The 23,737-nt window shown below is 65.7% G+C and carries 24 protein-coding genes; 16 read left to right on the forward strand and 8 right to left on the reverse strand.

Features of this window, described 5'->3' with window-relative positions; genetic code table 11:
- Positions 1-112: 112 nt before the first annotated feature.
- From CVM52_RS13565 to pepN, 3 genes are all read right to left on the reverse strand, one after another.
- The gene (locus tag CVM52_RS13565; RefSeq protein WP_100163030.1) at positions 113-1,393 is read right to left on the reverse strand and encodes a hypothetical protein; all 1,281 of its coding nucleotides are present in this window, start codon (positions 1,391-1,393) and stop codon (positions 113-115) included.
- A gap of 125 nt (positions 1,394-1,518) precedes the next feature.
- The gene (locus CVM52_RS13570) at positions 1,519-1,950 is read right to left on the reverse strand and encodes a glutathione S-transferase N-terminal domain-containing protein (RefSeq protein WP_100163031.1); all 432 of its coding nucleotides are present in this window, start codon (positions 1,948-1,950) and stop codon (positions 1,519-1,521) included.
- A 77-nt stretch (positions 1,951-2,027) separates the two neighbouring features.
- Positions 2,028-4,580 carry an aminopeptidase N gene (gene pepN, locus CVM52_RS13575; protein ID WP_100163032.1) on the reverse strand — a complete coding sequence of 851 codons (2,553 nt, stop codon included), beginning with the start codon at positions 4,578-4,580 and terminating at the stop codon, positions 2,028-2,030.
- A 130-nt stretch (positions 4,581-4,710) separates the two neighbouring features.
- Between pepN and CVM52_RS13580 the strand changes: the two genes are divergently transcribed.
- The 4 genes from CVM52_RS13580 to CVM52_RS13595 all read left to right on the forward strand — a co-directional run bounded on the left by CVM52_RS13580 (position 4,711) and on the right by CVM52_RS13595 (position 8,592).
- Positions 4,711-4,899: a hypothetical protein gene (locus CVM52_RS13580; RefSeq protein WP_100163033.1), complete on the forward strand. Its 189-nt coding sequence runs from the start codon at positions 4,711-4,713 to the stop codon at positions 4,897-4,899.
- Positions 4,900-5,067: 168 nt separating this feature from the next.
- Complete coding sequence (locus CVM52_RS13585; RefSeq protein WP_100163034.1) at positions 5,068-7,221, forward strand: malate synthase G; 2,154 nt, start codon at positions 5,068-5,070, stop codon at positions 7,219-7,221.
- Positions 7,222-7,254: 33 nt separating this feature from the next.
- Entirely contained in the window at positions 7,255-7,680 is a 426-nt protein-coding gene (locus CVM52_RS13590; RefSeq protein ID WP_100163035.1) for a GlcG/HbpS family heme-binding protein, read from the forward strand.
- A gap of 132 nt (positions 7,681-7,812) precedes the next feature.
- Positions 7,813-8,592, forward strand: a complete 780-nt coding sequence (locus tag CVM52_RS13595; RefSeq protein WP_100163036.1) for a gamma-glutamyl-gamma-aminobutyrate hydrolase family protein — start codon at positions 7,813-7,815, stop codon at positions 8,590-8,592.
- A gap of 39 nt (positions 8,593-8,631) precedes the next feature.
- Here the strand turns inward: CVM52_RS13595 and tkt are convergent, their stop codons facing one another.
- A complete protein-coding gene (tkt, locus tag CVM52_RS13600; protein WP_100163053.1) occupies positions 8,632-10,650 on the reverse strand; it encodes a transketolase in 2,019 nt (672 codons plus the stop codon).
- 257 nt (positions 10,651-10,907) lie between these two features.
- Between tkt and CVM52_RS13605 the strand changes: the two genes are divergently transcribed.
- Together CVM52_RS13605 and CVM52_RS13610 are read left to right on the forward strand one after the other, a co-directional pair.
- Positions 10,908-11,441: a hypothetical protein gene (locus CVM52_RS13605; protein ID WP_100163037.1), complete on the forward strand. Its 534-nt coding sequence runs from the start codon at positions 10,908-10,910 to the stop codon at positions 11,439-11,441.
- Complete coding sequence (locus tag CVM52_RS13610) at positions 11,441-11,842, forward strand: cell division protein ZapA (RefSeq protein ID WP_100163038.1); 402 nt, start codon at positions 11,441-11,443, stop codon at positions 11,840-11,842. Before CVM52_RS13605 ends, CVM52_RS13610 begins: the two co-directional genes overlap by 1 nt.
- A 143-nt stretch (positions 11,843-11,985) precedes the next feature.
- Here the strand turns inward: CVM52_RS13610 and grxD are convergent, their stop codons facing one another.
- The 3 genes from grxD to xth form a co-directional block, all read right to left on the reverse strand.
- Positions 11,986-12,357: a Grx4 family monothiol glutaredoxin gene (grxD, locus tag CVM52_RS13615; protein ID WP_100163039.1), complete on the reverse strand. Its 372-nt coding sequence runs from the start codon at positions 12,355-12,357 to the stop codon at positions 11,986-11,988.
- 254 nt (positions 12,358-12,611) lie between these two features.
- Positions 12,612-12,854 (reverse strand): BolA/IbaG family iron-sulfur metabolism protein, encoded by a 243-nt coding sequence (locus CVM52_RS13620; protein ID WP_100163040.1) that lies wholly within the window; start codon positions 12,852-12,854, stop codon positions 12,612-12,614.
- Positions 12,855-12,930: 76 nt separating this feature from the next.
- Positions 12,931-13,710 (reverse strand): exodeoxyribonuclease III, encoded by a 780-nt coding sequence (gene xth / locus CVM52_RS13625; RefSeq protein ID WP_100163041.1) that lies wholly within the window; start codon positions 13,708-13,710, stop codon positions 12,931-12,933.
- 350 nt (positions 13,711-14,060) lie between these two features.
- Here xth and CVM52_RS26910 point away from each other — a divergent pair, with 350 nt between their 5' ends.
- The 3 genes from CVM52_RS26910 to CVM52_RS13640 all read left to right on the forward strand — a co-directional run bounded on the left by CVM52_RS26910 (position 14,061) and on the right by CVM52_RS13640 (position 16,414).
- Complete coding sequence (locus CVM52_RS26910; RefSeq protein WP_172721002.1) at positions 14,061-14,357, forward strand: DUF6749 family protein; 297 nt, start codon at positions 14,061-14,063, stop codon at positions 14,355-14,357.
- 63 nt (positions 14,358-14,420) lie between these two features.
- A complete protein-coding gene (locus CVM52_RS13635; protein WP_100163043.1) occupies positions 14,421-15,494 on the forward strand; it encodes a DUF6902 family protein in 1,074 nt (357 codons plus the stop codon).
- A complete protein-coding gene (locus CVM52_RS13640; protein WP_100163044.1) occupies positions 15,491-16,414 on the forward strand; it encodes a DMT family transporter in 924 nt (307 codons plus the stop codon). Before CVM52_RS13635 ends, CVM52_RS13640 begins: the two co-directional genes overlap by 4 nt.
- A 123-nt stretch (positions 16,415-16,537) precedes the next feature.
- Here the strand turns inward: CVM52_RS13640 and CVM52_RS13645 are convergent, their stop codons facing one another.
- Entirely contained in the window at positions 16,538-16,861 is a 324-nt protein-coding gene (locus CVM52_RS13645) for a HesB/IscA family protein (RefSeq protein WP_100163045.1), read from the reverse strand.
- A gap of 81 nt (positions 16,862-16,942) precedes the next feature.
- Between CVM52_RS13645 and CVM52_RS13650 the strand changes: the two genes are divergently transcribed.
- The 7 genes from CVM52_RS13650 to CVM52_RS13680 form a co-directional block, all read left to right on the forward strand.
- Complete coding sequence (locus CVM52_RS13650; RefSeq protein WP_100163046.1) at positions 16,943-18,121, forward strand: deoxyguanosinetriphosphate triphosphohydrolase; 1,179 nt, start codon at positions 16,943-16,945, stop codon at positions 18,119-18,121.
- Between the two features lie 87 nt (positions 18,122-18,208).
- Positions 18,209-19,954, forward strand: coding sequence for an arginine--tRNA ligase (gene argS / locus CVM52_RS13655; RefSeq protein WP_100163047.1), 1,746 nt, complete (start codon positions 18,209-18,211; stop codon positions 19,952-19,954).
- A gap of 84 nt (positions 19,955-20,038) precedes the next feature.
- Positions 20,039-21,010, forward strand: a complete 972-nt coding sequence (locus CVM52_RS13660) for an SPOR domain-containing protein (protein WP_100163048.1) — start codon at positions 20,039-20,041, stop codon at positions 21,008-21,010.
- Entirely contained in the window at positions 21,007-22,011 is a 1,005-nt protein-coding gene (gene nagZ / locus CVM52_RS13665) for a beta-N-acetylhexosaminidase (RefSeq protein ID WP_100163049.1), read from the forward strand. The genes CVM52_RS13660 and nagZ overlap by 4 nt, the downstream gene beginning before the upstream one ends.
- Entirely contained in the window at positions 22,004-22,786 is a 783-nt protein-coding gene (locus tag CVM52_RS13670) for a segregation and condensation protein A (protein ID WP_100163050.1), read from the forward strand. Before nagZ ends, CVM52_RS13670 begins: the two co-directional genes overlap by 8 nt.
- Positions 22,783-23,457, forward strand: coding sequence for an SMC-Scp complex subunit ScpB (gene scpB / locus CVM52_RS13675; protein WP_100163051.1), 675 nt, complete (start codon positions 22,783-22,785; stop codon positions 23,455-23,457). The genes CVM52_RS13670 and scpB overlap by 4 nt, the downstream gene beginning before the upstream one ends.
- A gap of 65 nt (positions 23,458-23,522) precedes the next feature.
- Positions 23,523-23,737 (forward strand): hypothetical protein (locus CVM52_RS13680; RefSeq protein WP_100163052.1); only part of this gene is annotated, 215 nt, incomplete at its 3' end.

A 23,737-nucleotide genomic window follows, 5' to 3' on the forward strand; every position in this document is an offset into this window, starting at 1 on the left:
CGCTGCCCTTCGGCCCCGGCCGCCGCCCGTCGGTGCGCGGTATCGTGCGCGGCGCGCTGACCGGGCTGTTTGCGAAGGAGCGGGGCTGACGGCTTCGGGACCGTGGCGCCGGTCAGGCCGGATCCAGACGCGGGCCTTCGGCGGTGAAGGTGACGTGGCAGCCCTGGGCAATTTCCTCGCGGAACAGGTCGCCGATAGCCTGCAAGGCCGAGCGGCGGCCGCGGGCGGCGAAACGGTTTACCGAGCTGACGCGGATATTGTTGTCGAACCCGTCCAGCGCGTGGGCCCAGACCATCGGGTGCACCTCGGTCAGATGTTCGCGCACCAGCCAATAAGCGCAATCGGCAATTTGCAGGCGGGCCAGGTCGGCCTCGGTGCTGGCCCCCAGGCCCTGGCGGATCACCACCGCGCAATAGGCGGCCAGCAGGTTGATCATCTCCTGTTCCGGGCGCGCCATGGCGATGTCTTTCAGCCCTTCGATGAAGAAGCCGACATCGACCTTGGCGCAGGCATCTTCGTCGATGCCGATGGCGTCGAAACAGACCCAGGTATAACCGCCCGAGCCCCAGATCGCCTGGGTGCGTGCGGCGGTGCGGCGCGCCTGCAACTCCAGCTCGTCGTAGGAGCCGAACCAGCGCGGCAGCAGGTGATAGCCCAACGCGCGCATGTGCCGGGGGTTGTTCGGGTCGAGGTCGATCAGCGCCTCGTAATCGCCGCTCACCCGGCTGCGGGCGTCGCGCCGGCCGGCCAGCAGGGCGCAATGCGCCGATGCGATCAGCGGACTGTCCAGATCAACCCCGTCATAGGGCGCCAGCAGGTCGCGGGCGCGGTCGAAATGGGCGATGCAGCGGTTGCGGTTCAGCTGTGGCAGCGCCGCGTCCCAGCCGGTGCCGCGCCAGGCCCAGCCCAGATCGAGATGCGCCAGCGCCACGATCAGCGACAGGTAAGGGTCTGCGGGGCTTTCGCGGCGCACGGTCTCCAGCGCCTTGATGCCGGTCAGCAGCGGTGCGTCGGCGGCAGGTTTGCCCTCTTGCAGGGCGTGTTCGGCGGCCAGCACCACGTCACTGCGGGCGCCGAAGGCCAGCAGTTCGGCAATCGGCGCACCGCCGGGGGTGGCGGCACGGGCCTTGTCGGCGTTGCGGATTTCGTCAATCAGGTCGTCCCAGCGTTCCTGCCGGGCCAGGAACTGGCCGCGCGCCTGCGCCTCGCGCTGGGCGGTCTCGTCCGCCGCCGCCTCGCAGACCGGGATGGTCAGCTTGTCGGCGTGATCCGGACGGGGCAGGGCATAAACCGGTTCCGGCTCTTCCGCGCCCGATGCACCGCCCAGCCGTGTCCACAGCATGTGCAGCTTGTCCGAGAGCTGTTCGAGGAGACGAGACAGGTATTCGTGCATCTTCAATCCGTTCCGAATGCCGGGTGGGCGGCATGTTGCGCTATTGTCACCTTCAATCGGGCGCAAACAAGGCGCTGGTATGGTGTTCCGGGGGAGGGGGTCTTTTTCCGCGCCGCATCAGCGGTTCAGAACACGTTGAAATGGTGGCGTTCCACCCGGATGCCGCGCGCCTGAAGCGCGGCTTCGAAGCTGCGATGCGGCGGCAGCGATTCATAGGGCAGGCGCAGGCGCTTGCCATTGGTCAGCAGCGCGGTGGCCCGCACCGAGAAATCCCAGCGCGTGTCCAGCCGCAAATGGTCGATCTCGGACAGGGGAACCTCGGCGCGGCGGCGTCCGCTGTGCCAGCTCAATGCCTCCCCGGTCAGGCTCAGCCCCGCCGCCGGGTTGCGCCAGACGTCCCACAGCGCCGGCAGGGTGCACAGGCCGAGCAGCGCCATCAGCCACCAGGCGGCGTCGAAAACCAGCAGCGCCACCAGGATCAGGCCATAAGTGACCGCCAGCGCCAGGAGGGCCCGGCGCGAGCGGCCCTGGCGGCGGAACTCAAACGGCGTTGTCACCGCCCAGCAACGTTGCCGCGCTTGGCGGCCTGCCGCGCCGGGGCGGCGCCGGTGATCCGGCAGGTTTGGCGCATCGGTCAGTTCCCCTGGATGCGGGTGATCATCTCGGTGGTGTCGCGCGACAGGCCGGGCTGCGCGGCGATGCGGTCAAGCTGTGCGCGGATCAACCCTTGCCGCCCGGCATCATAGCGGCGCCAGGTCTGGAAGGCCGCGCACATGCGTGCGGTGGTCTGCGGGTTCACCGGGTCCAGCCGGATCAGCCAGTCGGCCAGCAGCGCATAGCCAGCGCCGTCGGCGGCGTGGAACCCGGCATGATTGCCGGTCAGCGCCCCCAGCACCGCGCGGAAGCGATTGGGGTTCTTCCAGTTGAAATCGGCATGTTCGGTCAGCGCCTTCGCGGTGGCAGCCGCCGTCTCGGGCGTTGCCTGCAGCACCTGCAGCATGAACCACTTGTCGATCACCAGGCGGTCATGCTGCCATTGCGCGTAGAAAGCGGCGGTTTCGGCCTGGCCCTTGCCGGCCTTCAGCAGGCAGGACAGCGCCGAAACTTGCAGCGTCATGTTATCGGCGCTGCCATATTGGCTAGCCGCCAGCGCGCCGCCATCCAGCCGGGTGATCAGCGACAACACCGCCCCCGCCAGCGCCCGTTTGCCCGACTGCTCTGCGTCGGGGCGGTAGGGCGCGTCGATCCGGCAGGTTTCCCAGATGCGCGGCAGGGTGTCCTGCGCGTGCTGGGCCAGCGCCTGGCGCAGCGTTTCGCAGGCGGTCCAGATCGCCATCGGGTCGGGGGTATGTCCGGCCTCGGCCTGCATCGCCGCCAGTTCCGACTGGCCGGGCAGCGCCAGCATCAGCGCGCGATAGGCCGGGTCCAGCGTGTCGTCGCGCAGCACTGCCAGCATCCCGTCAAGATAGGCGGCATCGGGTGCGGCATCCTCCAGCGCCATGGCGTTCAGCGTGGCACGGGCCAGCGCGCCGCCGGCCTCCCACCGGTTGAACGGATCGGTGTCATGGGCCAGCAGGAAGGCACGTTCGGCGGTGCTGCTGTCGCGGTCGAGGATCACCGGGGCGGAAAAACCGCGCAGGATCGACGGCACCGGTTTTGCACTCAGCCCGGTAAAGGTGAAGGCCTGCCGCGCCTCGGTCATTTCCAGCGTCTCGGTTTCTTTCACCTCGTCGCCATTCGGCCCCAGCAGGCCGAGATTGATCGGGATCACCTGCGGCTGCGGCTCCGGGTTGGCGGCGCTGGGCGGGGTCGTTTGCGTGAAGGTCAGCGTGTAAGTGCCGTCCTGCCAATCTTCTTCCACCTTCAGGCGCGGTGTTCCGGCCTGGCTGTACCAGCGTTTGAACTGGCCCAGGTCGCGGCCGGTGACATCCTCGAACACCCGCAGCCAGTCCTCGATGGTGCAGGCCTCGCCATCGTGGCGGGCGAAATACAGGTCCAGCGCCTCGGCATAGGCGGCATCGCCCACCAGCCGTTTCAACATACCGATCACCTCGGCGCCCTTCTCATAAACCGTAGCGGTGTAGAAGTTGTTGATTTCCTGAAAACTTTCGGGCCGGACCGGATGCGCCAGCGGGCCGTTGTCCTCGGGGAACTGGCGCGCGCGCAGATCGATCACGTCGCTGATCCGCTTCACCGGTTCCGAGCGCATATCGGCGGTGAACTGGGCGTCGCGGAACACCGTCAGCCCTTCTTTCAGGCAGAGCTGGAACCAGTCGCGGCAGGTGATGCGGTTGCCGGTCCAGTTGTGAAAATACTCATGCGCGATAATCGCCTCGATACGTTCGAAATTTGCATCTGTGGCGGTCTCGGGGCTGGCCAGGACGGCGGAAGAGTTGAAAATGTTCAATCCCTTGTTTTCCATGGCCCCCATGTTGAAGTCGTCCACGGCGACGATATTGAACACCTCCAGGTCGTATTCGCGGCCATAAACCTCTTCATCCCAGCGCATGGATTTTTTCAGCGCCTCCATTCCCCAGGCGCATTTGCCCTCGTCGCCGGGCCGCACCCAGAGGTTCAGATCGACCTCTTTGCCGGAACAGGTGGTGAAGCTGTCGGAATGGGCCACCAGATCGCCGGCGACCAATGCGAACAGATAGGCGGGCTTGGGCCAGGGGTCGTGCCATTCGGCCCAACCTTCGCCCTGTTCCACCGGGTTGCCGTTGGACAGCATCACCGGGAGGTCGCCATTGATCCGCACGGTAAAGGTGCTCATCACGTCCGGGCGGTCGGGGTAATAGGTGATCTTGCGGAACCCTTCGGCCTCGCATTGGGTGCAATACATGCCGTTTGACATATACAGCCCTTCCAGCGCGGTGTTGCCCGCCGGGTCGATCTCGACCTCGGCCTCCCAGGTGAAGGCGGCGTCGGGCACGTCGCAGGTCAGCCCCTCGGCGGTAAGCGTCGGCTGAACCTCCTTGCCGTCGATCGCGGCCCGGATCAGCGTCAGGTCTTCGCCATGCAGGAAAAACCGCCGGTCATCTGCGCCGTCGCGCGGGGCGAAACGGATGCGGCTTTTGACCCGCGTCGCGCCTGGGGCAAGGTCAAAGGTCAGGTGCACCTCTTCAACGGTGAACCCGAACGGGGTGTAATCCTTGAGATAGATGGTTTTCGGGGCGGCGTCTTTCATACGGGCTCCATCACTTGCGCGCGATCTGCTGAAACCTAAACGGCTTGTGCCTTGTTAGGTGTCAAAGGGCAGGGCGGCAACCGGATGTTGCTGGCCTGCTCTTGCAACGTAGGGAACGAAGGAGACACCGATGTCGGCACCCGACACCAATATCGAGAAACAGACCCATCGCCACCGTTGGTCGCTTTATGCCATCGGGGCAAGCCTGGCGACCGTCATGATGATTACCGCGGGCTGGATTGTCTGGTACGGGACCACGCCGGAAACCGTTCCCGCCAAAACCGACCCGGCCGTGCTGGAACGCGAATTGGGCGGCTGACGACTGTCGGAATTTCTGCGCGCTGCGCCGATGATCCCACGAACTGTCAAATGCAAAACGAAAAAGCTGATAGCTTATATTGGTAAAAATTGTTGACCCCGCTGTTGCCCGATACCCGCTTTCTGTCTAATCAGCGGGGATGGGCGACATTTGGAGGGACGACGGGCCATGAGCGATCAGCTGGACAGAAGCGGGCTGAAAGTGGCCCGGGACCTCGTTGAATTCATCGAAAACCGCGCGGTGCCTGGCACCGGAGTGGACGTCGCCGCATTTTGGGCCGGTCTGGCGCGCCTGGTGTCCGAACTCGGGCCGAAAAACCGCGAGCTGCTGGCCAAGCGCGAGGCGCTGCAGCAACAGATCGACGCCTGGCACATCCGCCACAAGGGGCAGCCGCATGACGCGGCGGCCTACGAAGCGTTCTTGCGCGAAATCGGGTATCTGCTGCCCGAGGGGCCGGAGTTTGCCATCGAAACCGACGGGGTCGACCCCGAGATCGCCAGCCTGCCGGGGCCGCAACTGGTGGTGCCGATCACCAATGCGCGCTTTGCCCTGAATGCCGCCAATGCGCGCTGGGGCTCGCTCTATGATGCGCTGTACGGGACCGACGCGCTGGGAAATCTGCCCTCGGCGGGCGGGTATGACAAGGAGCGCGGCGCGCGGGTGATCGCCTGGGCCAAGGCGCATCTGGACAAGGCGGTGCCTCTGGGATCCGGCACCTGGGCCGATGTGACAAAGGTTGCGGTCGAGGATGGCGCGCTGATCGTGGAAAGTGACGGCAACGCCGTGGCGCTGGCAGAGCCGGGTCAGTTTGAAGGCTATCGGGACAACCCCGATGGGCAGCCTGAAATCCTGTTCAAGAAGAATGGCTTGCTGATCAAACTCGTGATCGATCCGAAACACCCGGTCGGGGCGCAGGATCCGGCCGACATCTGCGATGTCTGGCTGGAATCGGCGGTTTCGACAATCATGGATTGCGAGGACTCGGTCGCCTGTGTCGATGCCGCGGACAAGGTTCTGGCCTATTCCAACTGGCTGGGGCTGATGCAGGGCAACCTGGCCGAAGAGGTGACTAAAGGCGGCAAGACCTTCACCCGCAAGCTGAAGGCGGACGAGACCTATCACAGCCCGGATGGCGGCGAGAAACTGGTCAAGACGCGGTCGCTGATGTTGGTGCGCAATGTGGGTCACCTGATGACCAACCCCGCCGTGCTGGACGCGGAAGGGCGCGAGATCGGCGAAGGGCTGATGGATGCGCTGGTGACGACATTGATCGCCATGCATGACCTGAAGGCCGAGGGCGGAAATTCGGCCCATGGCTCGGTCTATGTGGTCAAGCCCAAGATGCACGGTCCGGAAGAGGTGGCCTTTGCCGTCGAGATTTTCGACATGGTCGAAGACATCCTGGGCCTGCCGCGCAACACCGTAAAGCTCGGCATCATGGATGAAGAGCGGCGCACCAGCGTCAACCTCAAGGAATGTATCCGCGCCGCGAAACAGCGGGTGGCCTTTATCAACACCGGTTTCCTCGATCGGACCGGCGACGAGATCCATACCAGCATGGAAGCCGGGGCGATGTTGCCCAAGGGCGAGATGAAATCGACGGCCTGGATTTCCTCTTACGAGGACCGCAACGTCGATATCGGGCTGGCCTGCGGGTTGAAGGGCAAGGCGCAGATTGGCAAGGGCATGTGGGCGATGCCGGACCGGATGGCCGACATGCTGGAGCAGAAGATCGGCCACCCGAAATCCGGCGCCAACTGCGCCTGGGTCCCATCGCCGACGGCGGCAACCCTGCATGCCACGCATTATCATCAGATCGACGTGTTCGCGCGCCAGGACGAAATCGCCGCCGGCGGCGCGCGCGGCACGCTGGGCGATCTGCTGACCATTCCGATCATGACAGGCCGCAACCTGACCGACGAGCAGGTCAGCCGCGAGATCGAGAACAATGCGCAGGGCATTCTGGGTTACGTGGTGCGCTGGATCGACCAGGGCGTCGGCTGTTCCAAGGTGCCCGACATTCACGATGTGGGCCTGATGGAAGACCGGGCCACCTGCCGGATCTCGTCGCAGGCGCTGGCCAACTGGCTGCATCACGGCATCGTCGACGAGGCACAGGTGATGGCGGCGATGCAGAAGATGGCCGCCGTGGTCGACCGCCAGAACGCCGGCGATCCGGCCTATCGCCCGATGGCGCCGGAATTCGACGGGCTGGCCTTCCAGGCCGCCTGCGACCTGGTGTTCAAGGGACGGGTGCAGCCCTCGGGCTATACTGAACCGGTGCTGCATCAGCGCCGGCTGGAGCTGAAGGCAGCCCAATAATTTAACAGAATCCGATCGGGGAGAGGACAGAGCATGAGCATTTCGCTGCGCAAGGCGCGCACCATCATTCGCAAGGCCCTGGAAAAGGGTCGTGAACTGGAACTGAAACCGCTCTCGGTCGTGGTGCTGGACGCCGGCGGTCACGTGATCGCGTTCGAGCGCGAAGACAAGGCTGCGCCCGGGCGTTTCGCCGTCGCCCATGGCAAGGCCTATGGCAGCGTGATGCTGGGCATGACGGGCACCGCCCAGCGCGACCGGGCCGAACAACAGGCCTATTTCATGGGTGCGGTGAACGGGCTGTTTGGTGGCCAAGTGGTTCCGGTGCCTGGCGGCCTGCTGGTGCGCGACCGCAAGGGCGACGTGATCGGGGCGGTCGGCGTGACCGGCGATACCTCTGAAAACGATGCCGAGGCCGGCCTGGCGGGAATCGAGGCGGCGGGACTGGCCGGAGAGGCCTGATCGCGTCCCTTGGCGCTGCCGGTATTTTGTGCGTTGGGGCAGGGCAGGCTGCGCCGTCACGCAGGGTCAGGTTGTTGTCACCGTCTGCCGACGGTACTACATTGGGTAGGCGCAAACTAATCAGGCACAGCCATGCTTCGCCCCGTTGTCGGCATTATCGGAAACGTCCACCTGCTGAATGATCAATACCCGGTTCACGCTGGCGGTTCGATGAATTCGAACGCCGTGTCCGCGGTATCGCAATGTATGCCGCTGCTGATCCCGGCCGATCCCAATCTGGTTTCGGTGCCGGAACTGATGGAAGCCTGCGACGGCTTTGTCCTGACCGGCGGGCGGCCGAATGTGCATCCCGAGGAATATGGCGAGGCCGCCACCGAGGCGCATGGCGCCTTTGACCGGGCGCGGGATGCGATCGTGCTGCCGCTGGTGCGCGCCTGTGTCGAACGCGGGCAGCCCTTCCTGGGCATTTGCCGGGGGTTCCAGGAGGTGAACGTCGCCATGGGCGGGTCGCTCTACCCCGAGATCCGCGAATTGCCCGGACGGATGAACCATCGGATGCCGCCGGATGGCACCATCGAGGAAAAATTCGCCCTGCGCCACGAGGTGACGGTGACCGAAGGCGGACCGTTCCACCAGGTGTTCGGTGCCACCAAAGTGATGACCAACACGCTGCACGGGCAGGGCATCAAAACCCCCGGCGCGCGCATCGTGATCGACGGTCATGCGCCCGATGGCACGCCCGAGGCGATCTATGTCAAGGATGCGCCGGGTTTTACCCTGGGCGTGCAGTGGCACCCGGAATGGGACGCCGCGAACGATCCGGTTTCGCGCCCGTTGTTCACGGCCTTCGGTGATGCCTGCCGCAGCTGGAAGGCCGGGCAGCTTCCGGTAAGACTTCAGAAAACCGCCTAGGTCAGGCCCGGCCCCATGCGGGGCCGGGGAAGGTGCCGGTCAGCCCAGCAGATCCTTGACCTTGGCAACCGTCGCCTCGGCGGTGATGCCGAATTTCTCGAACAGTTCACCCGCCGGCGCCGAGGCGCCAAAGCTGTCCATGCCGACAAAGCCGGCCTTGGCCTCGCGCCCGCGTTCGCCCAGCAGCCAGCGTTCCCAGCCCTGCTGTACCGCGGCCTCGATGCCCACGCGCACCGGGCCGGCCGGCAGCACCTTGCGGCGATAGCTTTCGTCCTGCGCCGCGAACAGCTCCATGCAGGGCATCGACACGACGCGGGTGCCGATACCATCCGCTTCCAGCATCTCGCGTGCCTTCAGCGCCAGCGCCACTTCCGAGCCGGTGGCGATCAGTATCACCTGGCGCTTGTTCTGCGCCTCGGCCAGCACATAGGCGCCCTGTGCGGTCAGGTTCTTCTGCTTGTATTCGGTGCGCACCGTCGGCAGGCCCTGGCGGGTCAGCGACAGCACCGTCGGGGTCTCGGTGGATTGCAGCGCGAGCTCCCAGGCCTCGGCGGTTTCCACCGTGTCGGCGGGGCGGAAGACGTTCATGTTGGGCGTCGCGCGCAGCATCGCCAGGTGTTCCACCGGCTGGTGTGTCGGGCCGTCTTCGCCCAGGCCGATGGAGTCGTGGGTCATCACGAAGACCGTCGGCACCTTCATCAGCGCCGCCAGCCGCATCGATGGGCGGGCATAGTCGGTAAAGCACATGAAGGTGCCGCCATAGGGGCGGATGCCGCCATGCAGGGCCATGCCGTTCATCGCCGCCGCCATGCCGTGTTCGCGCACGCCGTAATGGATATAGCGGCCCTTGCGGTCCTCGGGCAGGAAGATGCCCAGATCGCCGGTCTTGGTGTTGTTCGACCCGGTCAGGTCGGCCGAGCCGCCGATGGTTTCCGGCATGATCGGGTTGATCACTTCCAGCACCATTTCCGAGCTGGCCCGCGTCGCCACCTTGGGCGCGTTTTCCGCGGCCTGTTTTTTCAGCGCGCGGATGGTGCCGGCCAGTTGCTTGGGCACACCGCCGGTCATCACGCGGGTGAACTCGGCCTGGCGCCGGTCGGTCAGCGCGTCGAAGCGCTCCTGCCAGGCCTTGCGGGCCTCGGCGCCGCGTGCGCCAATGGCTTCCCAGGCCGATTTGATATCGGCGGGCACCTCGAAGGGGCCGCCGGTCCAGCCATAGGCGGCCTTGGCGGCGACCAGCTGGTCGGGATCGGTCAGCGCGCCATGGCCCTTCGACGTATCCTGTGCTGCATGGCCCAGGGCGATATGGGTCTTGCAGGCGATCATCGACGGCTGGGACGAGGATTTCGCCTTGGTCAGCGCGGCGTCGATCTGCTCGGGGTCGTGGCCGTCGATCTCGATCACCTCCCAGCCGGCGGCGCGGAAGCGGGCGGGCTGGTCGGTGGCATCGGCGATGTCCACGGTGCCGTCGATGGTGATGTTGTTATTGTCCCACAGCACGATCAGCCGCGACAGTTGCTGGCGCCCGGCGAGCGAGATCGCCTCGTGGCTGACGCCTTCCATCAGGCAGCCATCGCCGGCGAAGACATAGGTGTGATGATCAACCAGCCGCTTGCCAAAGCGGGCGCGCAGCGCCTCTTCGGCGATGGCGAAGCCGACGGCATTGGCAATGCCCTGCCCAAGCGGACCGGTGGTGGTCTCGATGGCGCGGGCCAGGAAATTCTCGGGATGGCCGGCAGTCTTGGCGCCCCACTGGCGGAAGTTCTTGACCTCTTCCAGCGTGATCTCGGGATCGCCGACCAGGTAGAGCAGCGCATATAGCAGCATCGAGCCATGGCCGTTGGACAGGATGAACCGGTCGCGGTCGGCCCAGTCCGGGGCAGAGGCGTCGAATTTCAGGTGCTTTTCAAACAGAACCGTGGCGAGGTCCGCCATGCCCATCGGCATACCGGAATGGCCGGAATTGGCGGCATGAACGGCGTCCAGCGCAAGGGCACGAATGGCGGCGGCTTTCTGCCAGTGTTCGGGATGTTTGGTGCGGAGAGGGGTGAGATCCACGGGACGCACTTCCTTTGACGGTTCTGCAGGGTCTGCGCTGAATACCAGCCGCATGTCAAAGATCAAGCGATCGCGCGAACCACGGTCGAGATCACTTCAGGTGCGCCCGCCAAGCCCCTGAAATTCAATGGGGAGAAATTTCCTTTTTCATTCGCTAGAGTCGGAAGATATCGGCGTTTGACCGATTCGCGCCGGGGGCGGGCAGGCCGGACATGTCCCGGCGGCGCATTCGAACCGTGAGAGACCGGGTGAGGGGCATGAGTACGATAGAGGAATTACAGGGCCGTCTTGCGGCGGCGATGGACCGGATTGGCACGGGGGCTGAAAAACTGGTCGCCAATGCCGGGTTGTCTGCGGAAAACAAGGCCTTGGCCGACGCTCTGGAAGAAGAGAAATTGGCCAATGCGCAGTTGAAGGAACGGCTACGCGCGCTGCATCAGAAACATTTCACCGAGATGGAGGCGCTGCAGGCGCGGCTGGGCGACAGTGCCGAGGTCGACAAGCTGCGCGGCGAGCTTGAGGCTCAGACCCGTGTCGCGGTGCAGCTTGACTCGGATCTGCAGCGGCTGCGGCAGGCCAATGACCAGCTGCGCGCCTCGAACGCGGCGCTGCGCGAGGCCAACGCGGCGGGAATCGGCGAACCACAGCTGATCAACCAGGCGATGCTGGCCGAACTGGAGGGCCTGCGTGCCACCCGCGCCGCCGACATGGCCGAGGCGGCGGCGATTCTGGCCCGGCTGGAACCGATGCTGAACGGGGTGGCCCAGCCCGCCGATGAGGAGGACGCCTGATGCCCGAGGTGACGATACGGATCGGCGGGCGCGCCTTCGACGTGTCCTGCCAGGAAGGCGAGGAAAGCTATCTGCACGCGGCAGCGCGGATGCTGGATGACGAGGCACAGGTGCTGTCGGACCAGATCGGGCGGATGCCCGAGGCGCGGATGTTGCTGATGGCAGGGCTGATGCTGGCCGACAAGACCGCCTCGGTCGAGGACCGGTTGCGCGAGATGGAAGAGCGCCTGGCCGAGAAAGAGGCCGAGCTGGACCAGCTGCGCGATGGCGGCGCGGCACGGGGCGAGCCCGAGCGTGTCGAGGTGCCGGTGGTGCCGCAGGAGGTGACCGACACGCTGGCCGACCTGGCCGCCCGTGCCGAGGCGTTGGCGCAATATGTCGAAGAGGGCGCGGCCGGCTGATGGCGGGGCCTGGAGGCCCCGGCGCGGTCGCCGGGGCAGCGCAGCGCCGGTTCGATCAGCTTTGCGGGGATGGTCGAGGCCCCGGATCAGGTCCGGGGCAGGGGCGCCGTCCCGGACCTGATCCGGGACCGCGCGCCGAAGGATCAGCCGTTGGCTTCGCGGATCTTGTTGGCGGCATCCTTGTCATAGGCGACGCCGGTATTGTCGAACAGCGTGTCCAGCTCGCCCGACAGGGTCATCTCGGTGATGATGTCGCAGCCGCCGACAAACTCGCCCTTGACGTAAAGCTGCGGCACTGTCGGCCAGTCGGAGAAATCCTTGATCCCCTGGCGGATCGCCTCGTCGGCCAGCACGTTCACGTCCTTGAAGCTGACGCCCATGTAGTTCAGCACCCCTGCCACCCGCGAGGAAAACCCGCATTGCGGCATTTCCTTGGTGCCCTTCATGTAGAGCACGACGTCGTTCGAGCTGATCGTGTCCTGGATCTGGGTGGAGATTTCGGTGGTTTCGGTCATTTTGCGTGTTCCTCTAGTCCTGGGATCAGGTCCGATGGGTCAGGTGTTTCGATCGGTCTTTTCCCGAATATAGGTTTTAGGGCGGCTGCGGTCCATAGGCGCCCCCGCAGGCCGCGATGGCGGGGAGATTTGATCTCGTCCTCGCCCAGGATCAGCGCAGGCCTTGCGCGGTCCAGGCCTCGGTCAGGGCGGCGATGGCCGGGGCGATCAGGCTGCTGATCCGCAGCCGCCGGCCCATGGTCATCGCCCTGCTCCTAGTCCGGCGCCTTGGTGGTCAGCGCCAGCGCGTGCAATTCTCCGGCCGGCCCGTCCATCTTGCCCTTCAGCGCGGCATAGACGGCACGCTGCTGCTGCACCCGGTTCTTGCCGCGAAAGCTTTCGTCGATCACCTCGGCGGCATAGTGGTTCCCGTCGCCGGCCAGATCGGTGATGGTGACCTGGGCGTCGGGAAAGCTGGCGCGGATCAGCGCCTCGATCTCATGGGCTTGCATGGCCATGCACTGCACTCCTTTTTGAAAAACCTATGCGCGCACCGCGGCGGGTGCAAGGGAACCGGCGCTTGAAGCGGGTCGGTCAGATATCCAGTTCGACCCAGACCGGCACGTGGTCCGAGGGTTTGTCATGGCCGCGGATCTCGGCATCGATGCCGCAATCGGTCAGCAGATCGGCGCATTGCGGCGTCAGCAGGAAATGATCGATGCGGATGCCGTCATTGCGGTTCCAGGCACCGGCCTGATAATCCCAGAAGGAATAATGGCCGGGGCCCTGGACCCTTGCCCGGAAGGCCTCGGTAAAGCCGAGGTTGACGATGCGGCGAAAGGCTGCGCGGCTGTCGGGGCGGAACAGCGCATCCTCGCGCCAGACCTCGGGGCGCTTGGCATCCTCGGCCTGCGGAATGATGTTGTAATCGCCGGCCATCAGCGCAACCTCTTCGGCCTCCAGCAGCGCCCGTGCTCGGGTGCGCAGACGTTCCATCCAGGCGAGTTTATAGTCAAATTTCGGCCCCGGCGCCGGGTTGCCGTTGGGCAGGTATAATCCGCAGAGGCGCAGCGCCTGCTTGCCCACCACGGTTGCCTCGATCCAGCGCGCGTGCTCGTCGCTGTCATCGCCGGGCAGGCCACGGCTGACATCCTCCAGCGGCAGCTTGGACAGGATCGCCACACCGTTGAAAGACTTCTGCCCGTGCGTTTCCACGTTATAGCCGCGCTCTTCGAACAGCTCGCGCGGAAAGCTGTCATCCTGCGATTTGATCTCCTGCAGCAGCACCACGTCGGGTTGCGCGCTGTCCAGCCAGGCGGGCAGTGCCTGAGCGCGGGCCTTGATACCGTTGATGTTGAAGGTGGCAATTTTCATCGCGCCCGCCTGTGCCGGAAAAGGTTTCCGACTCTATGGCCCAGCGGCGCGCGCGGGGCAACCCGCGCGGCACCGAATCGGGGCGCGGGCGAAGCCGCAGCCGGCCTTGGGTGATTCGCCTTTCGGCACCGGGCGGAGGGGGCGATTTCGGAGGGATAGAGCGCATGTGGAAAAGATTTTTTTCTGCGGCGCGGGCCGAACGGTTGCGGTTCGGGCGCGGCATTCTGCACGGCGTTCCTGATGTGGATAAGCCCCGCAAGTATCAACTATTGCTAGAAATTTTACTTTGTGTTTCGCGCTCAGGGTGCAAGCGTCGGCGCTGTTCCACACCGCAACAGGGAGTTTTTCACATGACCGCTCAACGTAAAATCGACGACCGTGCAAGCGCGGTATTCCGCACCGATACCGCCAGCATGTTCGACGGCGAGGGCACCCGGATGTTCTCGTCCGGGTCGGCCCCGGCCGGGGTGTCCGCGATGCTGGATGGCGCGGCCACCGGCGCGTTCTCGTCCGGCTCGGCGCCCGAAGCCTCGGCGCGGCAATCCGATGGCGCGGCGACCGGGCTGTTTTCCTCCGGCTCGGCCCCGCACGCCAGCAGCGACAGCGTGCTGGGCGAGGTGACCGGCCTGTTCTCGTCGGGCAGCTGATCGTCACCGGGCAGGGCAGGCGAAGACAGGATGTCAGGACCCGCGCAAAAGAAGGACTGCACCATGTCCAATGTCATTCGCCTGACCCTCCCGACCCGGCGGCAGAGCCGGCAGGACCGGCTTGCCACGCTTGTCGAAAGCTTCGCCTTTCATCGCCGCAACGAAGGCGACGTGTTCTGGCTGAAGGAAAACGCCGAGCTGCTGAACATTCTTGAGGCCACCGGCGAACAGCCCGACCTCGCGGCGCTGGCACCGCATCAGCCCTTCTATGCCGATGTTGAAGGGCGGCTGGCCTTTTTCCCGCAATATTATCGCTTTATCCTGTCCATCTGCCTCGACCTGGAAGATCTGGGCCTACCCGGAACCAAGGGGGCGGCGCTGGTGGACTGGGCTGCGCGCGAGGGGCTGGTTCACGGCGAATTGTCGGATTTGCAGCGGGCCGAGGCGCGGCGGCTGATGCTGCGGCGCGGGGTGGACCCGCTGCCGCAGCATACCGGGCTGGACGCGCGGCTGCGCGACTTCATCGGGCGGCCGACCACCTTTGCCGTGCCGAACCGCAAGGCAGCCTATGAACTTACCCATATTGTCTTCTATCTCAGCGATTATGGCCGGCGCGATCCCGGCCTGTCGGCCGCGGCGCTGACCAGCCTCGAATTTGCCGGCATCCTCGCCTTTCTCGACCAGAACGCCGATCTGCTGGCCGAGATCTGCATCGCCCTGCGCTATGCCGGCCAGATCCCTTCGCCCATCTGGGAGGGGTGGCTGGCGCGCCGGACCCGGAGTTTTGCCATGCACGGCGGGCCGCAGGTGGATGTGGCGGATGACTATCACGAATATTTCGTCTGCAACTGGGCGCTGGCGCTGTCCGGGCGCGCGGCCTTTGACACCGGGCTGCCGGGCGGGCGCATGACGCTTCGCCGTGCGGCGCGGCCGGGCCCGTTGCGCATGATCTCGGAATGCCTCTACCGTCTGGGCGGGCGGCGCCGCGACGACTGGCAGGTGATGCGCCCGCTGATCGCGGCCGACCTGGATGCGGAGGGACATCACATCCTGACCACGGCCGAGCAGAGCAGCGACCGGTTCGCGGCGTTTTTTGCCGAGTTCGCCCGTGCCCGCGCCTGCGGGATGGCCCGATGACCGGCCTGCGCAGCGCGGTTCTGGGGGCGGCGCTGGTTGTTGTCTATACGGCGCTGATCTCCTCGGCGGATGCAATCACCAAGCTGATCGCTGGCAGCTATGCGCCGCCGCAGCTTTATGCGCTGTCGGGTCTGATCGTGGTGGTGCTGAGCATCATCGCCGACCGCCACCCGTCACAGCGGCGCGGCCTGGCGACCACGCGGCCGGTGGCAATGGCGGTGCGGGCCGTGGCCACCGTGGCGGCGGCGGTGTCGTTTTTCTATGGCTTCCGGCATCTGCCACTGGCCGACATGTTCCTGTTCATCGCGCTGATGCCGCTCCTGGCCGGGCTGATGTCGGGCCCGATCCTGGGCGAACATGTGCACCCCGCCGCTTGGGGCGCGCTGCTGGCGGGGTTTGTCGGCGTGTTGTGCCTGTTTCCGGCGGGGGTCCAATCGGTCAGCGCCGGCCATGGCTTTGCGCTTGCCGCCTCGGTGTTCGGTACGCTGTCGATGGTGATGGCGCGGTATATCGGGCGGTTCGAGCGCAAAACGCTGGCGCAGGTGTTCTACCCCAACCTGGCGATCTGCTGCACCATGGCGGTGGCGCTGCCCTTTGTCTGGACGCCGATGCCGCTGGCCGATCTGGGCTGGGTCGCGGCCTATGCCGGGTTGCTGTTTGCCGCGCGCTGGCTGCTGGTGGTGGCGCTGCGGCTGCTGACGGCCTATGCGGTGACGCCGCTGATGAACCTGCAATTCGTCTGGATGGTGGTTCTGGGCGCGCTGTTCTTCAACGAGATTCCGGGCTGGGGCACGGTTCTGGGTGTGGCCATCGTGGTCGCCTCGGGGCTGTTCCTGATCTGGGACCAGATCGCCGGGGCCGAGGCGCGCCAGCCGGGCGGGCCGCGCCGCCGGTTCGGACGGGTTCGGACCGATCCATAGGAACGATCCGCGCCCTTGTTCCGCGCCATGGTGCACGGTTCATCCCGCAACGCGCTGGCCTTGGCACCCAGCGCGAAACTTGCGGCCGAAAGGTCCCGATGCGCGCTCGGGACAGCGCTGTGCTTACATCGAAAACGAGGTGCCGCAGCCGCAGGAGGAGGTGGCGTTCGGGTTCTCGATCACGAAGCGCGCGCCGATCAGCTCTTCGGTGAAATCGATCACCGCGTTCGACAGGAAGGGCAGCGAGACGGAATCGACCACCACCTTTTCGCCGCCCCCTTCCAGCACCAGATCATCCTCGGCCGGGGTGTCGAGCTGAATCTCGTATTGGAAGCCGGAACAGCCGCCCCCCTCGACGGCCACGCGCAGGGCCTTGCCCTGGTCGGCGGCACCGATTTCGGCCAGGCGTCCGAAGGCACGGTCGGTTACTTTTGGCGGAAGCTGCATATTGGGCGCTCCAGAGCGGTTTCATTACCTCGTTGCCTTCAATATAGAAAGCGCAGGGACAGGCGACAAGGACGACAGCACATGCGCGCGGCCTATGCCTCTGATCCGGGACTGAGCAAGGGACGGCTGGTACCGGAAGAGGAGAGCAGTTTCCGCTCCTGCTTTCAGCGGGACCGGGACCGGATCATTCATGCCAGCGCCTTTCGGCGGCTGAAGCACAAGACGCAGGTCTTCATCGAACATGAAGGCGATTACTACCGCACGCGCCTGACCCATTCGATCGAGGTGGCGCAGGTGGGACGCACCATTGCCAAGGCATTGGGGCTGGACGTGGAACTGACCGAGGCGGTGGCGCTGGCCCATGATCTGGGGCACACGCCCTTTGGCCATACCGGCGAGGATGCGCTGCACGCGCTGATGGCGCCTTATGGCGGCTTCGATCATAACGCCCAGACCGTGCGCATCGTCACCCATCTGGAGCGGCACTATGCCGATTTCGACGGGCTGAACCTGACCTGGGAGACGCTGGAGGGGCTGGCCAAGCATAACGGGCCGGTCACCGGCACCTTGCCCTGGGCACTGTCGGACTATGCCGGCCGGCACGATCTGGAGCTGCACACCTATGCCAGCGCCGAGGCGCAGGTGGCGGCGATCTCGGACGATGTGGCCTATAACCACCACGATCTGCATGACGGGCTGCGGGCCGAACTGTTCTCTACCGACGAACTGGCCGAATTGCCGATCCTGCAGGACTGTTTCGCCGAGGTGGACCGCAAATATCCCGGTCTCAATTACTACCGGCGCCGGCACGAAGCGCTGCGGCGCTTCTTCGGCGTGCTGGTCGAGGACGTGATCGGCTTTGCCCAGCAGCGCCTGGCCAAGATCGACCCGCAATCGGTCGACGAGGTGCGCGGCGCCGGACAGCCGGTGATCCGGTTCTCCGACGCGCTGTTCGCCGATCTGAAAGTGACCCGCGCCTTCCTGTTCGAACGCATGTACCGTGCGCCCAGCGTGGTGAAGATGCGTGAATGGGTGACCCAGGTGGTGAATGACCTGTTCCCCTATTACATGGATCATCCCGAAAGCCTGCCCAAGCAATGGCGCAAGGATGTAGACGAGGTGCGCGACGAAACCGCGCTGGCGCGCATCGTGTCCGACTATGTCGCCGGCATGACCGACCGCTTCGCCTTGCAGGAACACGAACGGATCTTCGGCCGGCGCGGCGAGGCGGCCAGCCCGTCGCCGGCCGATTTCGTTTAGGCGCCTGCAGAGGCGTGCATCGCCTTCATTCTTGTACTCCGATACAGGAATGCTAAACCGCGCCGATAATCAAGGAATGCCCTGACCATGAACCTGTTCGCCGATATCCGCACCCTCGTTCTGGCGCAGCTCGACGCGATGGTGGCTGACTCCCAGCTGCCCGGCGGGTTGGCCTATGACAATGTGACGGTCGAGCCGCCGCGCGATGCCGCGCATGGCGACATGGCGACCAATGCGGCGATGGTGCTGGCCAAGCCCGCCGGCCTGAAGCCGCGCGATATTGCCGAGGCGCTGGCGGCGCGGCTGGTGGCGGATGATCGCATCGACACGGCCGAAGTGGCCGGGCCGGGGTTTCTGAACCTGCGGCTGGCCCCGGTGGTCTGGCAGGGCGTGATCGGCGCGGTGCTGGCCTCAGGCGAGCGCTTTGGCCGGTCCGACATGGGCGCGGGGCAGCGGATCAATGTCGAATATGTCTCGGCCAACCCGACCGGGCCGCTGCATGTCGGCCATACCCGTGGCGCGGTGTTCGGCGATGCGCTGGCCAGCCTGCTGGATTTCGCCGGCTACGCGGTGACGCGGGAATATTACATCAACGATGGCGGCGCCCAGGTCGATGTGCTGGCCCGGTCGGTTTACCTCAGGTATCTTGAGGCGCTGGGCCAGACCGTCGCCTTCGAGGAGGGCACCTATCCCGGCGACTACCTGATCCCGGTGGGCGAGGCGCTGGCCAAGGACAAGGGCGACGCCTGGGTGGATCAGCCCGAAGAGGTCTGGCTGGAGGAGCTGCGGCTTTACGCCACCGAGGCGATGATGGACCTGATCCGCGCCGACCTGGCGGCGCTGGGTGTGAAGATGGACGAGTTCTTCTCGGAACGCTCGCTTTACGGCACCGGCCGGATCGAGGCGGCCATCGACGCGCTGCGCGACAAGGGGCTGATCTATCGCGGCGTGCTGGAGCCGCCGAAGGGCAAGACGCCCGAGGATTGGGAGCCGCGCGAACAGACCCTGTTCAAGTCGACCGAACATGGCGATGACGTCGACCGGCCGATCATGAAATCGGACGGCGCCTGGACCTATTTCGCGCCCGACATCGCCTATCACTACGACAAGATCAGCCGCGATTTCGACGCGCTGATCGACGTGTTCGGCGCCGACCATGGCGGCTATGTCAAGCGGATGAAGGCGGCGGTGTCTGCGCTGTCGGACGGCAAGGTGCCGCTGGATATCAAGCTGACCCAGCTGGTGCGGCTGTTCAAGAATGGCGAGCCGTTCAAGATGTCCAAGCGGGCGGGCAATTTCGTGACCCTGCGCGACGTGGTGAACGAGGTTGGGCCCGATGTTACCCGCTTTGTCATGCTGACCCGCAAGAACGATGCGCCGCTGGATTTCGATTTCGACAAGGTGCTTGAACAAAGCCGCGAGAACCCGGTGTTCTACGTGCAATATGCCCATGCCCGGGTGATGAGCGTGATGCGCAAGGCCGCCGAGGCCGGTATTGCCGCCGATGACACCACGCTGGCGGCGGCCGACCTGGCGCAGGCGGCGCATGAGGCGGAACTGGCGGTGGCGAAAAAGCTGGCGGAATGGCCGCGCCTAGTCGAGATCGCCGCGCGCACGCATGAACCGCACCGGGTTGCGTTTTACCTCTACGAGCTGGCCGGGGATTTCCACGCGCTGTGGAACCGGGGCAACGATTTGCCCGAGCTGCGCTTCCTTCAAGAGGACAATCCCACGGCCAGTCAGGCAAAAATGGCGCTGGCCCGTGCCGTTTCCGTTGTTATTTCCGCAGGTCTTGGTATTCTCGGCGTCACACCGGCGCGGGAGATGCGGTAGATAAATCGCCCCGAAGCGCCGGTTGCGGCAGATCAGGCAACCCGCAAGCGGTTTTGACCGCGGGACCGGGGCAGTGAGGCGACAATGGCGGAAATCGAGTACGACCGAAGTGTCGATGCGCGGGGCTATGGCAATCAGTCTTCCGGCGGGATTAAACAGTTTATCAATTTTCTTGGAACGGCAGGTTCTCTGTTTCTGGTCGCCGGGATCGGCGTCTGGGGCTATGAACTGGTGATGCGCGATGTCAGCGGCGTGCCGGTGGTGCGCGCGATCGAGGGGCCGATGCGGGTGCAGCCGGAACATCCCGGCGGCGAACCGGCTGACAATCAGGGGCTGGCGGTCAACGCGGTGGCGGCCCAGGGCGTGGCTTCGCCCCCGGCCGATCAGTTGTTGCTGGCGCCCCGGCCGGTGGAACTGGCCGAGGAAGACCGCCCGATGGGGCAGTTGGGCGACGGTGACGACCCGGTCGAGGCCGAGCAGGTCGCGGTGGAAACCGGCGAGGTGCCGGACCTGGAAGAGCAGAGCGTTGACGCGCTGGTCGAGCGGCTGCTGGCCGGCGTCCGGGCCGAAGAAGAAGGCTCGACCGAGAACGAGGACGATCTGGCCGAAACCGGCGGGCAGCCCGAAGTGCTTGCCGCTGCCGCAACAGACGCAGATTTGCGCCCGGAACCGGCGGTGTTCACCGGGCCGGGACTGCGCCGGTCGTTGCGGCCGCAGGTGCGCCCGGTGGCAATGCGGGTCAGCGCGAAACCGGTCGTGGCGGCGCCGCGGGTGACGGAAGAGGTCGACCCGGCCAGCCTGACCGCCGGCACTCAGATGGCACAGCTGGGCGCCTTCGAGACCCCCGAGGTGGCGCGCGAGGAATGGGATCGGCTGGTCGGTCGGTTCGAGGAATATCTCGGCACCAAGGAGCGGGTGATCCAGGAGGCCGAAAGCGGCGGGCGCACCTTCTATCGGCTGCGGGCGCTGGGCTTTGACGATCTCAGCGATGCGCGGCGGTTCTGTTCGGTGCTGGTGGCCGAAAATGCCGACTGCATCCCGGTGACCGCGCGGTGAGCTTCGGCGCGGCCATTCTCGATGCGGAAGGGCTGCGCCTGACGGCGGAAGAACGCGCGTTTTTCCGCGAGGCCGATCCGTTTGGATTCATCCTGTTCGCCCGCAACCTGCAATCTCCCGACCAGATCCGCGCGCTGTGCAGCGACATGCGCGAGGCGGTGGGCCGCGCGGCGCCGATCACCATCGATCAGGAAGGCGGCCGGGTGCAGCGGCTGCGCCCGCCGCTGGGGCGGGACTGGCTGCCGCCGCTGGATCATGTGGCGCAGGCCGGAGAGGCGGCCGAGCGGGCGATGTACCTGCGCTATCGCCTGATCGCGGCCGAGCTGCGCGCGCTGGGGATCGATAGCAACTGCGCCCCGATGGTCGATCTGGCCGGGCCGCAGACGCATGATTTCCTGTTCAACCGCTGCTATGGCGGCGACGCCGCCGAGGTGGCGGCACTGGGCCGGGCAGTGGCACAGGGGCTGCTGGATGGCGGCGTGCTGCCGGTGCTGAAACACATCCCCGGCCATGGCCGGGCGACGCTGGACAGCCATTATGACCTGCCGCATGTCGACGCCGAGCCCGAGGCGCTGGACGATACCGATTTTGCCCCGTTCCGGGCGCTGGCCGACCTGCCGATGGGGATGACCGCGCACCTGGTTTACGACGCCATCGACGCCGCCCCGGCCACGTTGTCACCGGCGGTGATCGACCTGGTGCGCCAGCAGATCGGCTTTGACGGGCTGCTGATGACCGACGACATTTCGATGAAGGCGCTTGAGGGCGATCTTGGCAGCCTGTCGCGGCAGGCCATCGCGGCGGGCTGCGACGTGGTCCTGCATTGCAACGGCACGCTGCAGGAACGCCGCCAGGTGGCCGAGGCGGCGGGCCGCATGACCAAGGCGGCACAAATCCGCGCGCAGGCGGCGCTGGCGGCGCGGCATGATCCCCTGCCGCTTGACATTCGGGCAGCGGAGGCCGAGCTTTCCAGCCTCTTGAGCGGGCGGTCCGATGACTGAGGATTCATTTCAGGAAGACGCGGTCTCGGTCAGCGAACGGCTGGCCGCCGAGGCGCTGATCGTCGATGTCGACGGTTTCGAGGGGCCGCTGGACGTGCTGCTGACCTTGTCGCGCACGCAGAAGGTGGATCTGCGCAAGATCTCGGTGCTGCAACTGGCGCAGCAATACCTGGCCTTTGTCGGCAAGGCCAAGCAGCTGCGGATCGAGCTGGCGGCGGATTACCTGGTGATGGCCGCCTGGCTGGCCTTTCTGAAATCGCGCCTGCTGTTGCCGCCGGACCCGGAAGAAGACGGCCCCTCGGGCGAGGAACTCGCGGCGCATCTGGCCTTCCAGCTGGAGCGCCTGCAGGCCATGCGCGACGTCGCCGCGCGGCTGATGGCGCGCGACCGGCTGGGGCGCGATTTCTTCGCCCGCGGCCAGGCCGAGGACGTGGCGCGCATCCGCACGGTGAAATACACCGCGACCCTGCTGGACCTGATGCAGGGCTATGCGCGCATCCGCACTCGCGACGAATTCCGCCCCTTCGTAATGGACCGCGAGTCGGTTTTCACCATGGAACAGGCGCTGGAACGGATGCGGCCGCTGATCGGCTTTGCCGCCGAGTGGACCGATATCGCCAGCTATCTGCCCGAGGGCTGGGAGGCCGACCCGGTGCGCCGGCGTTCGGCCACGGCGGCGACTTTTGCGGCCTCGCTTGAACTGGTAAAGGAAGGGCGGCTGGAATTGCGGCAAAGTGAAACCTTTGCCCCGATCCATCTCCGCAGGAGAACATGAACGTCGTGACGGACATTTCCGAAGACCAAGAGGACAGCCTGTTTGCGGCACCTCCCATGGGCGAACAGGAGCGCATGGTCGAGGCGGTTCTGTTTGCCAGCACCGAGCCGGTGATGGTCAGCGACCTTGAGGCGCGGATGCCGCATGGCTGCGATGCTTCCGAAGCGCTGGTGCGCCTGCGCAAACGCTATGAGGGGCGCGGCGTGAACGTGGTGCGCGTGGGCGAAGCCTGGGCGATCCGCACGGCAAGCGACCTGGGCTTCCTGATGCAGAAGGAAACGGTCGAGACCCGCAAGCTCAGCCGCGCCGCGATCGAGACGCTGGCGATCATCGCCTATCACCAGCCGGTGACGCGGGCCGAGATCGAAGAGATCCGCGGCGTGTCGGTGTCGCGCGGCACCATCGACCAGTTGCTGGAGATGGAATGGATCCGCTTTGGCCGCCGCAAGATGACACCGGGCCGTCCGGTGACCTTCGTGGTGACGCCGGAATTCCTGGACCATTTCGGGCTGGAAAGCGCCCGCGACCTGCCGGGGCTGAAAGAACTGCGCGCCTCCGGGCTGCTGGAAAACCGCCCGCCGCCGGGCGCGTTTTCGCTGGGGCAGGAGGGGGCCGAGCCGGATCCCGACGAGGAAGAGGCGCCGGGCCAGACCGAACTTTTCGAGGATTGACCAAGGGGACGCCCTGAAATCCTCACATTCCGGGCCCAGAAGGGCCGGAGGAAAGGACCGATGGCATGAACCTGAACCAGCTGGTGAACATGGTGCTGCGCATCCTGATGCGCAAGGCGATCAGCTCTGGCGTCAATGCCGGCATCCGCGCCGCCTCGGGCAAGGGGCGCAAACAGCCAAGCCGTCAGCCGGCGCCGCAGATCGCCGATGCTGCGGCCGCCGAGGCGACCGAAACGCCGGAAGAAACCGCCGAGGAACGGGCCGAGCGGCTGGCCGCGCG

This window comes from Pseudooceanicola lipolyticus (assembly GCF_002786325.1).
In the GTDB taxonomy this organism is placed as follows: domain Bacteria; phylum Pseudomonadota; class Alphaproteobacteria; order Rhodobacterales; family Rhodobacteraceae; genus Pseudooceanicola_C; species Pseudooceanicola_C lipolyticus.

Excerpts from the sequence above, each read along its gene's own strand:
- argS (WP_100163047.1), top strand. The coding sequence starts at position 18,209 with ATGAACCTGTTCGCCGATATCCGCACCCTCGTTCTGGCGCAGCTCGAC.
- CVM52_RS13650 (WP_100163046.1), top strand. The coding sequence starts at position 16,943 with ATGCGCGCGGCCTATGCCTCTGATCCGGGACTGAGCAAGGGACGGCTG.
- CVM52_RS13660 (WP_100163048.1), top strand. The coding sequence starts at position 20,039 with ATGGCGGAAATCGAGTACGACCGAAGTGTCGATGCGCGGGGCTATGGC.
- pepN (WP_100163032.1), bottom strand. The coding sequence starts at position 4,580 with ATGAAAGACGCCGCCCCGAAAACCATCTATCTCAAGGATTACACCCCG.
- CVM52_RS13645 (WP_100163045.1), bottom strand. The coding sequence starts at position 16,861 with ATGCAGCTTCCGCCAAAAGTAACCGACCGTGCCTTCGGACGCCTGGCC.
- xth (WP_100163041.1), bottom strand. The coding sequence starts at position 13,710 with ATGAAAATTGCCACCTTCAACATCAACGGTATCAAGGCCCGCGCTCAG.
- scpB (WP_100163051.1), top strand. The coding sequence starts at position 22,783 with ATGAACGTCGTGACGGACATTTCCGAAGACCAAGAGGACAGCCTGTTT.
- CVM52_RS13595 (WP_100163036.1), top strand. The coding sequence starts at position 7,813 with ATGCTTCGCCCCGTTGTCGGCATTATCGGAAACGTCCACCTGCTGAAT.
- CVM52_RS13590 (WP_100163035.1), top strand. The coding sequence starts at position 7,255 with ATGAGCATTTCGCTGCGCAAGGCGCGCACCATCATTCGCAAGGCCCTG.
- CVM52_RS13670 (WP_100163050.1), top strand. The coding sequence starts at position 22,004 with ATGACTGAGGATTCATTTCAGGAAGACGCGGTCTCGGTCAGCGAACGG.
- grxD (WP_100163039.1), bottom strand. The coding sequence starts at position 12,357 with ATGACCGAAACCACCGAAATCTCCACCCAGATCCAGGACACGATCAGC.
- CVM52_RS13640 (WP_100163044.1), top strand. The coding sequence starts at position 15,491 with ATGACCGGCCTGCGCAGCGCGGTTCTGGGGGCGGCGCTGGTTGTTGTC.
- CVM52_RS13605 (WP_100163037.1), top strand. The coding sequence starts at position 10,908 with ATGAGTACGATAGAGGAATTACAGGGCCGTCTTGCGGCGGCGATGGAC.
- CVM52_RS26910 (WP_172721002.1), top strand. The coding sequence starts at position 14,061 with ATGACCGCTCAACGTAAAATCGACGACCGTGCAAGCGCGGTATTCCGC.
- CVM52_RS13635 (WP_100163043.1), top strand. The coding sequence starts at position 14,421 with ATGTCCAATGTCATTCGCCTGACCCTCCCGACCCGGCGGCAGAGCCGG.
- CVM52_RS13620 (WP_100163040.1), bottom strand. The coding sequence starts at position 12,854 with ATGGCCATGCAAGCCCATGAGATCGAGGCGCTGATCCGCGCCAGCTTT.
- CVM52_RS13580 (WP_100163033.1), top strand. The coding sequence starts at position 4,711 with ATGTCGGCACCCGACACCAATATCGAGAAACAGACCCATCGCCACCGT.
- CVM52_RS13610 (WP_100163038.1), top strand. The coding sequence starts at position 11,441 with ATGCCCGAGGTGACGATACGGATCGGCGGGCGCGCCTTCGACGTGTCC.
- CVM52_RS13585 (WP_100163034.1), top strand. The coding sequence starts at position 5,068 with ATGAGCGATCAGCTGGACAGAAGCGGGCTGAAAGTGGCCCGGGACCTC.
- CVM52_RS13565 (WP_100163030.1), bottom strand. The coding sequence starts at position 1,393 with ATGCACGAATACCTGTCTCGTCTCCTCGAACAGCTCTCGGACAAGCTG.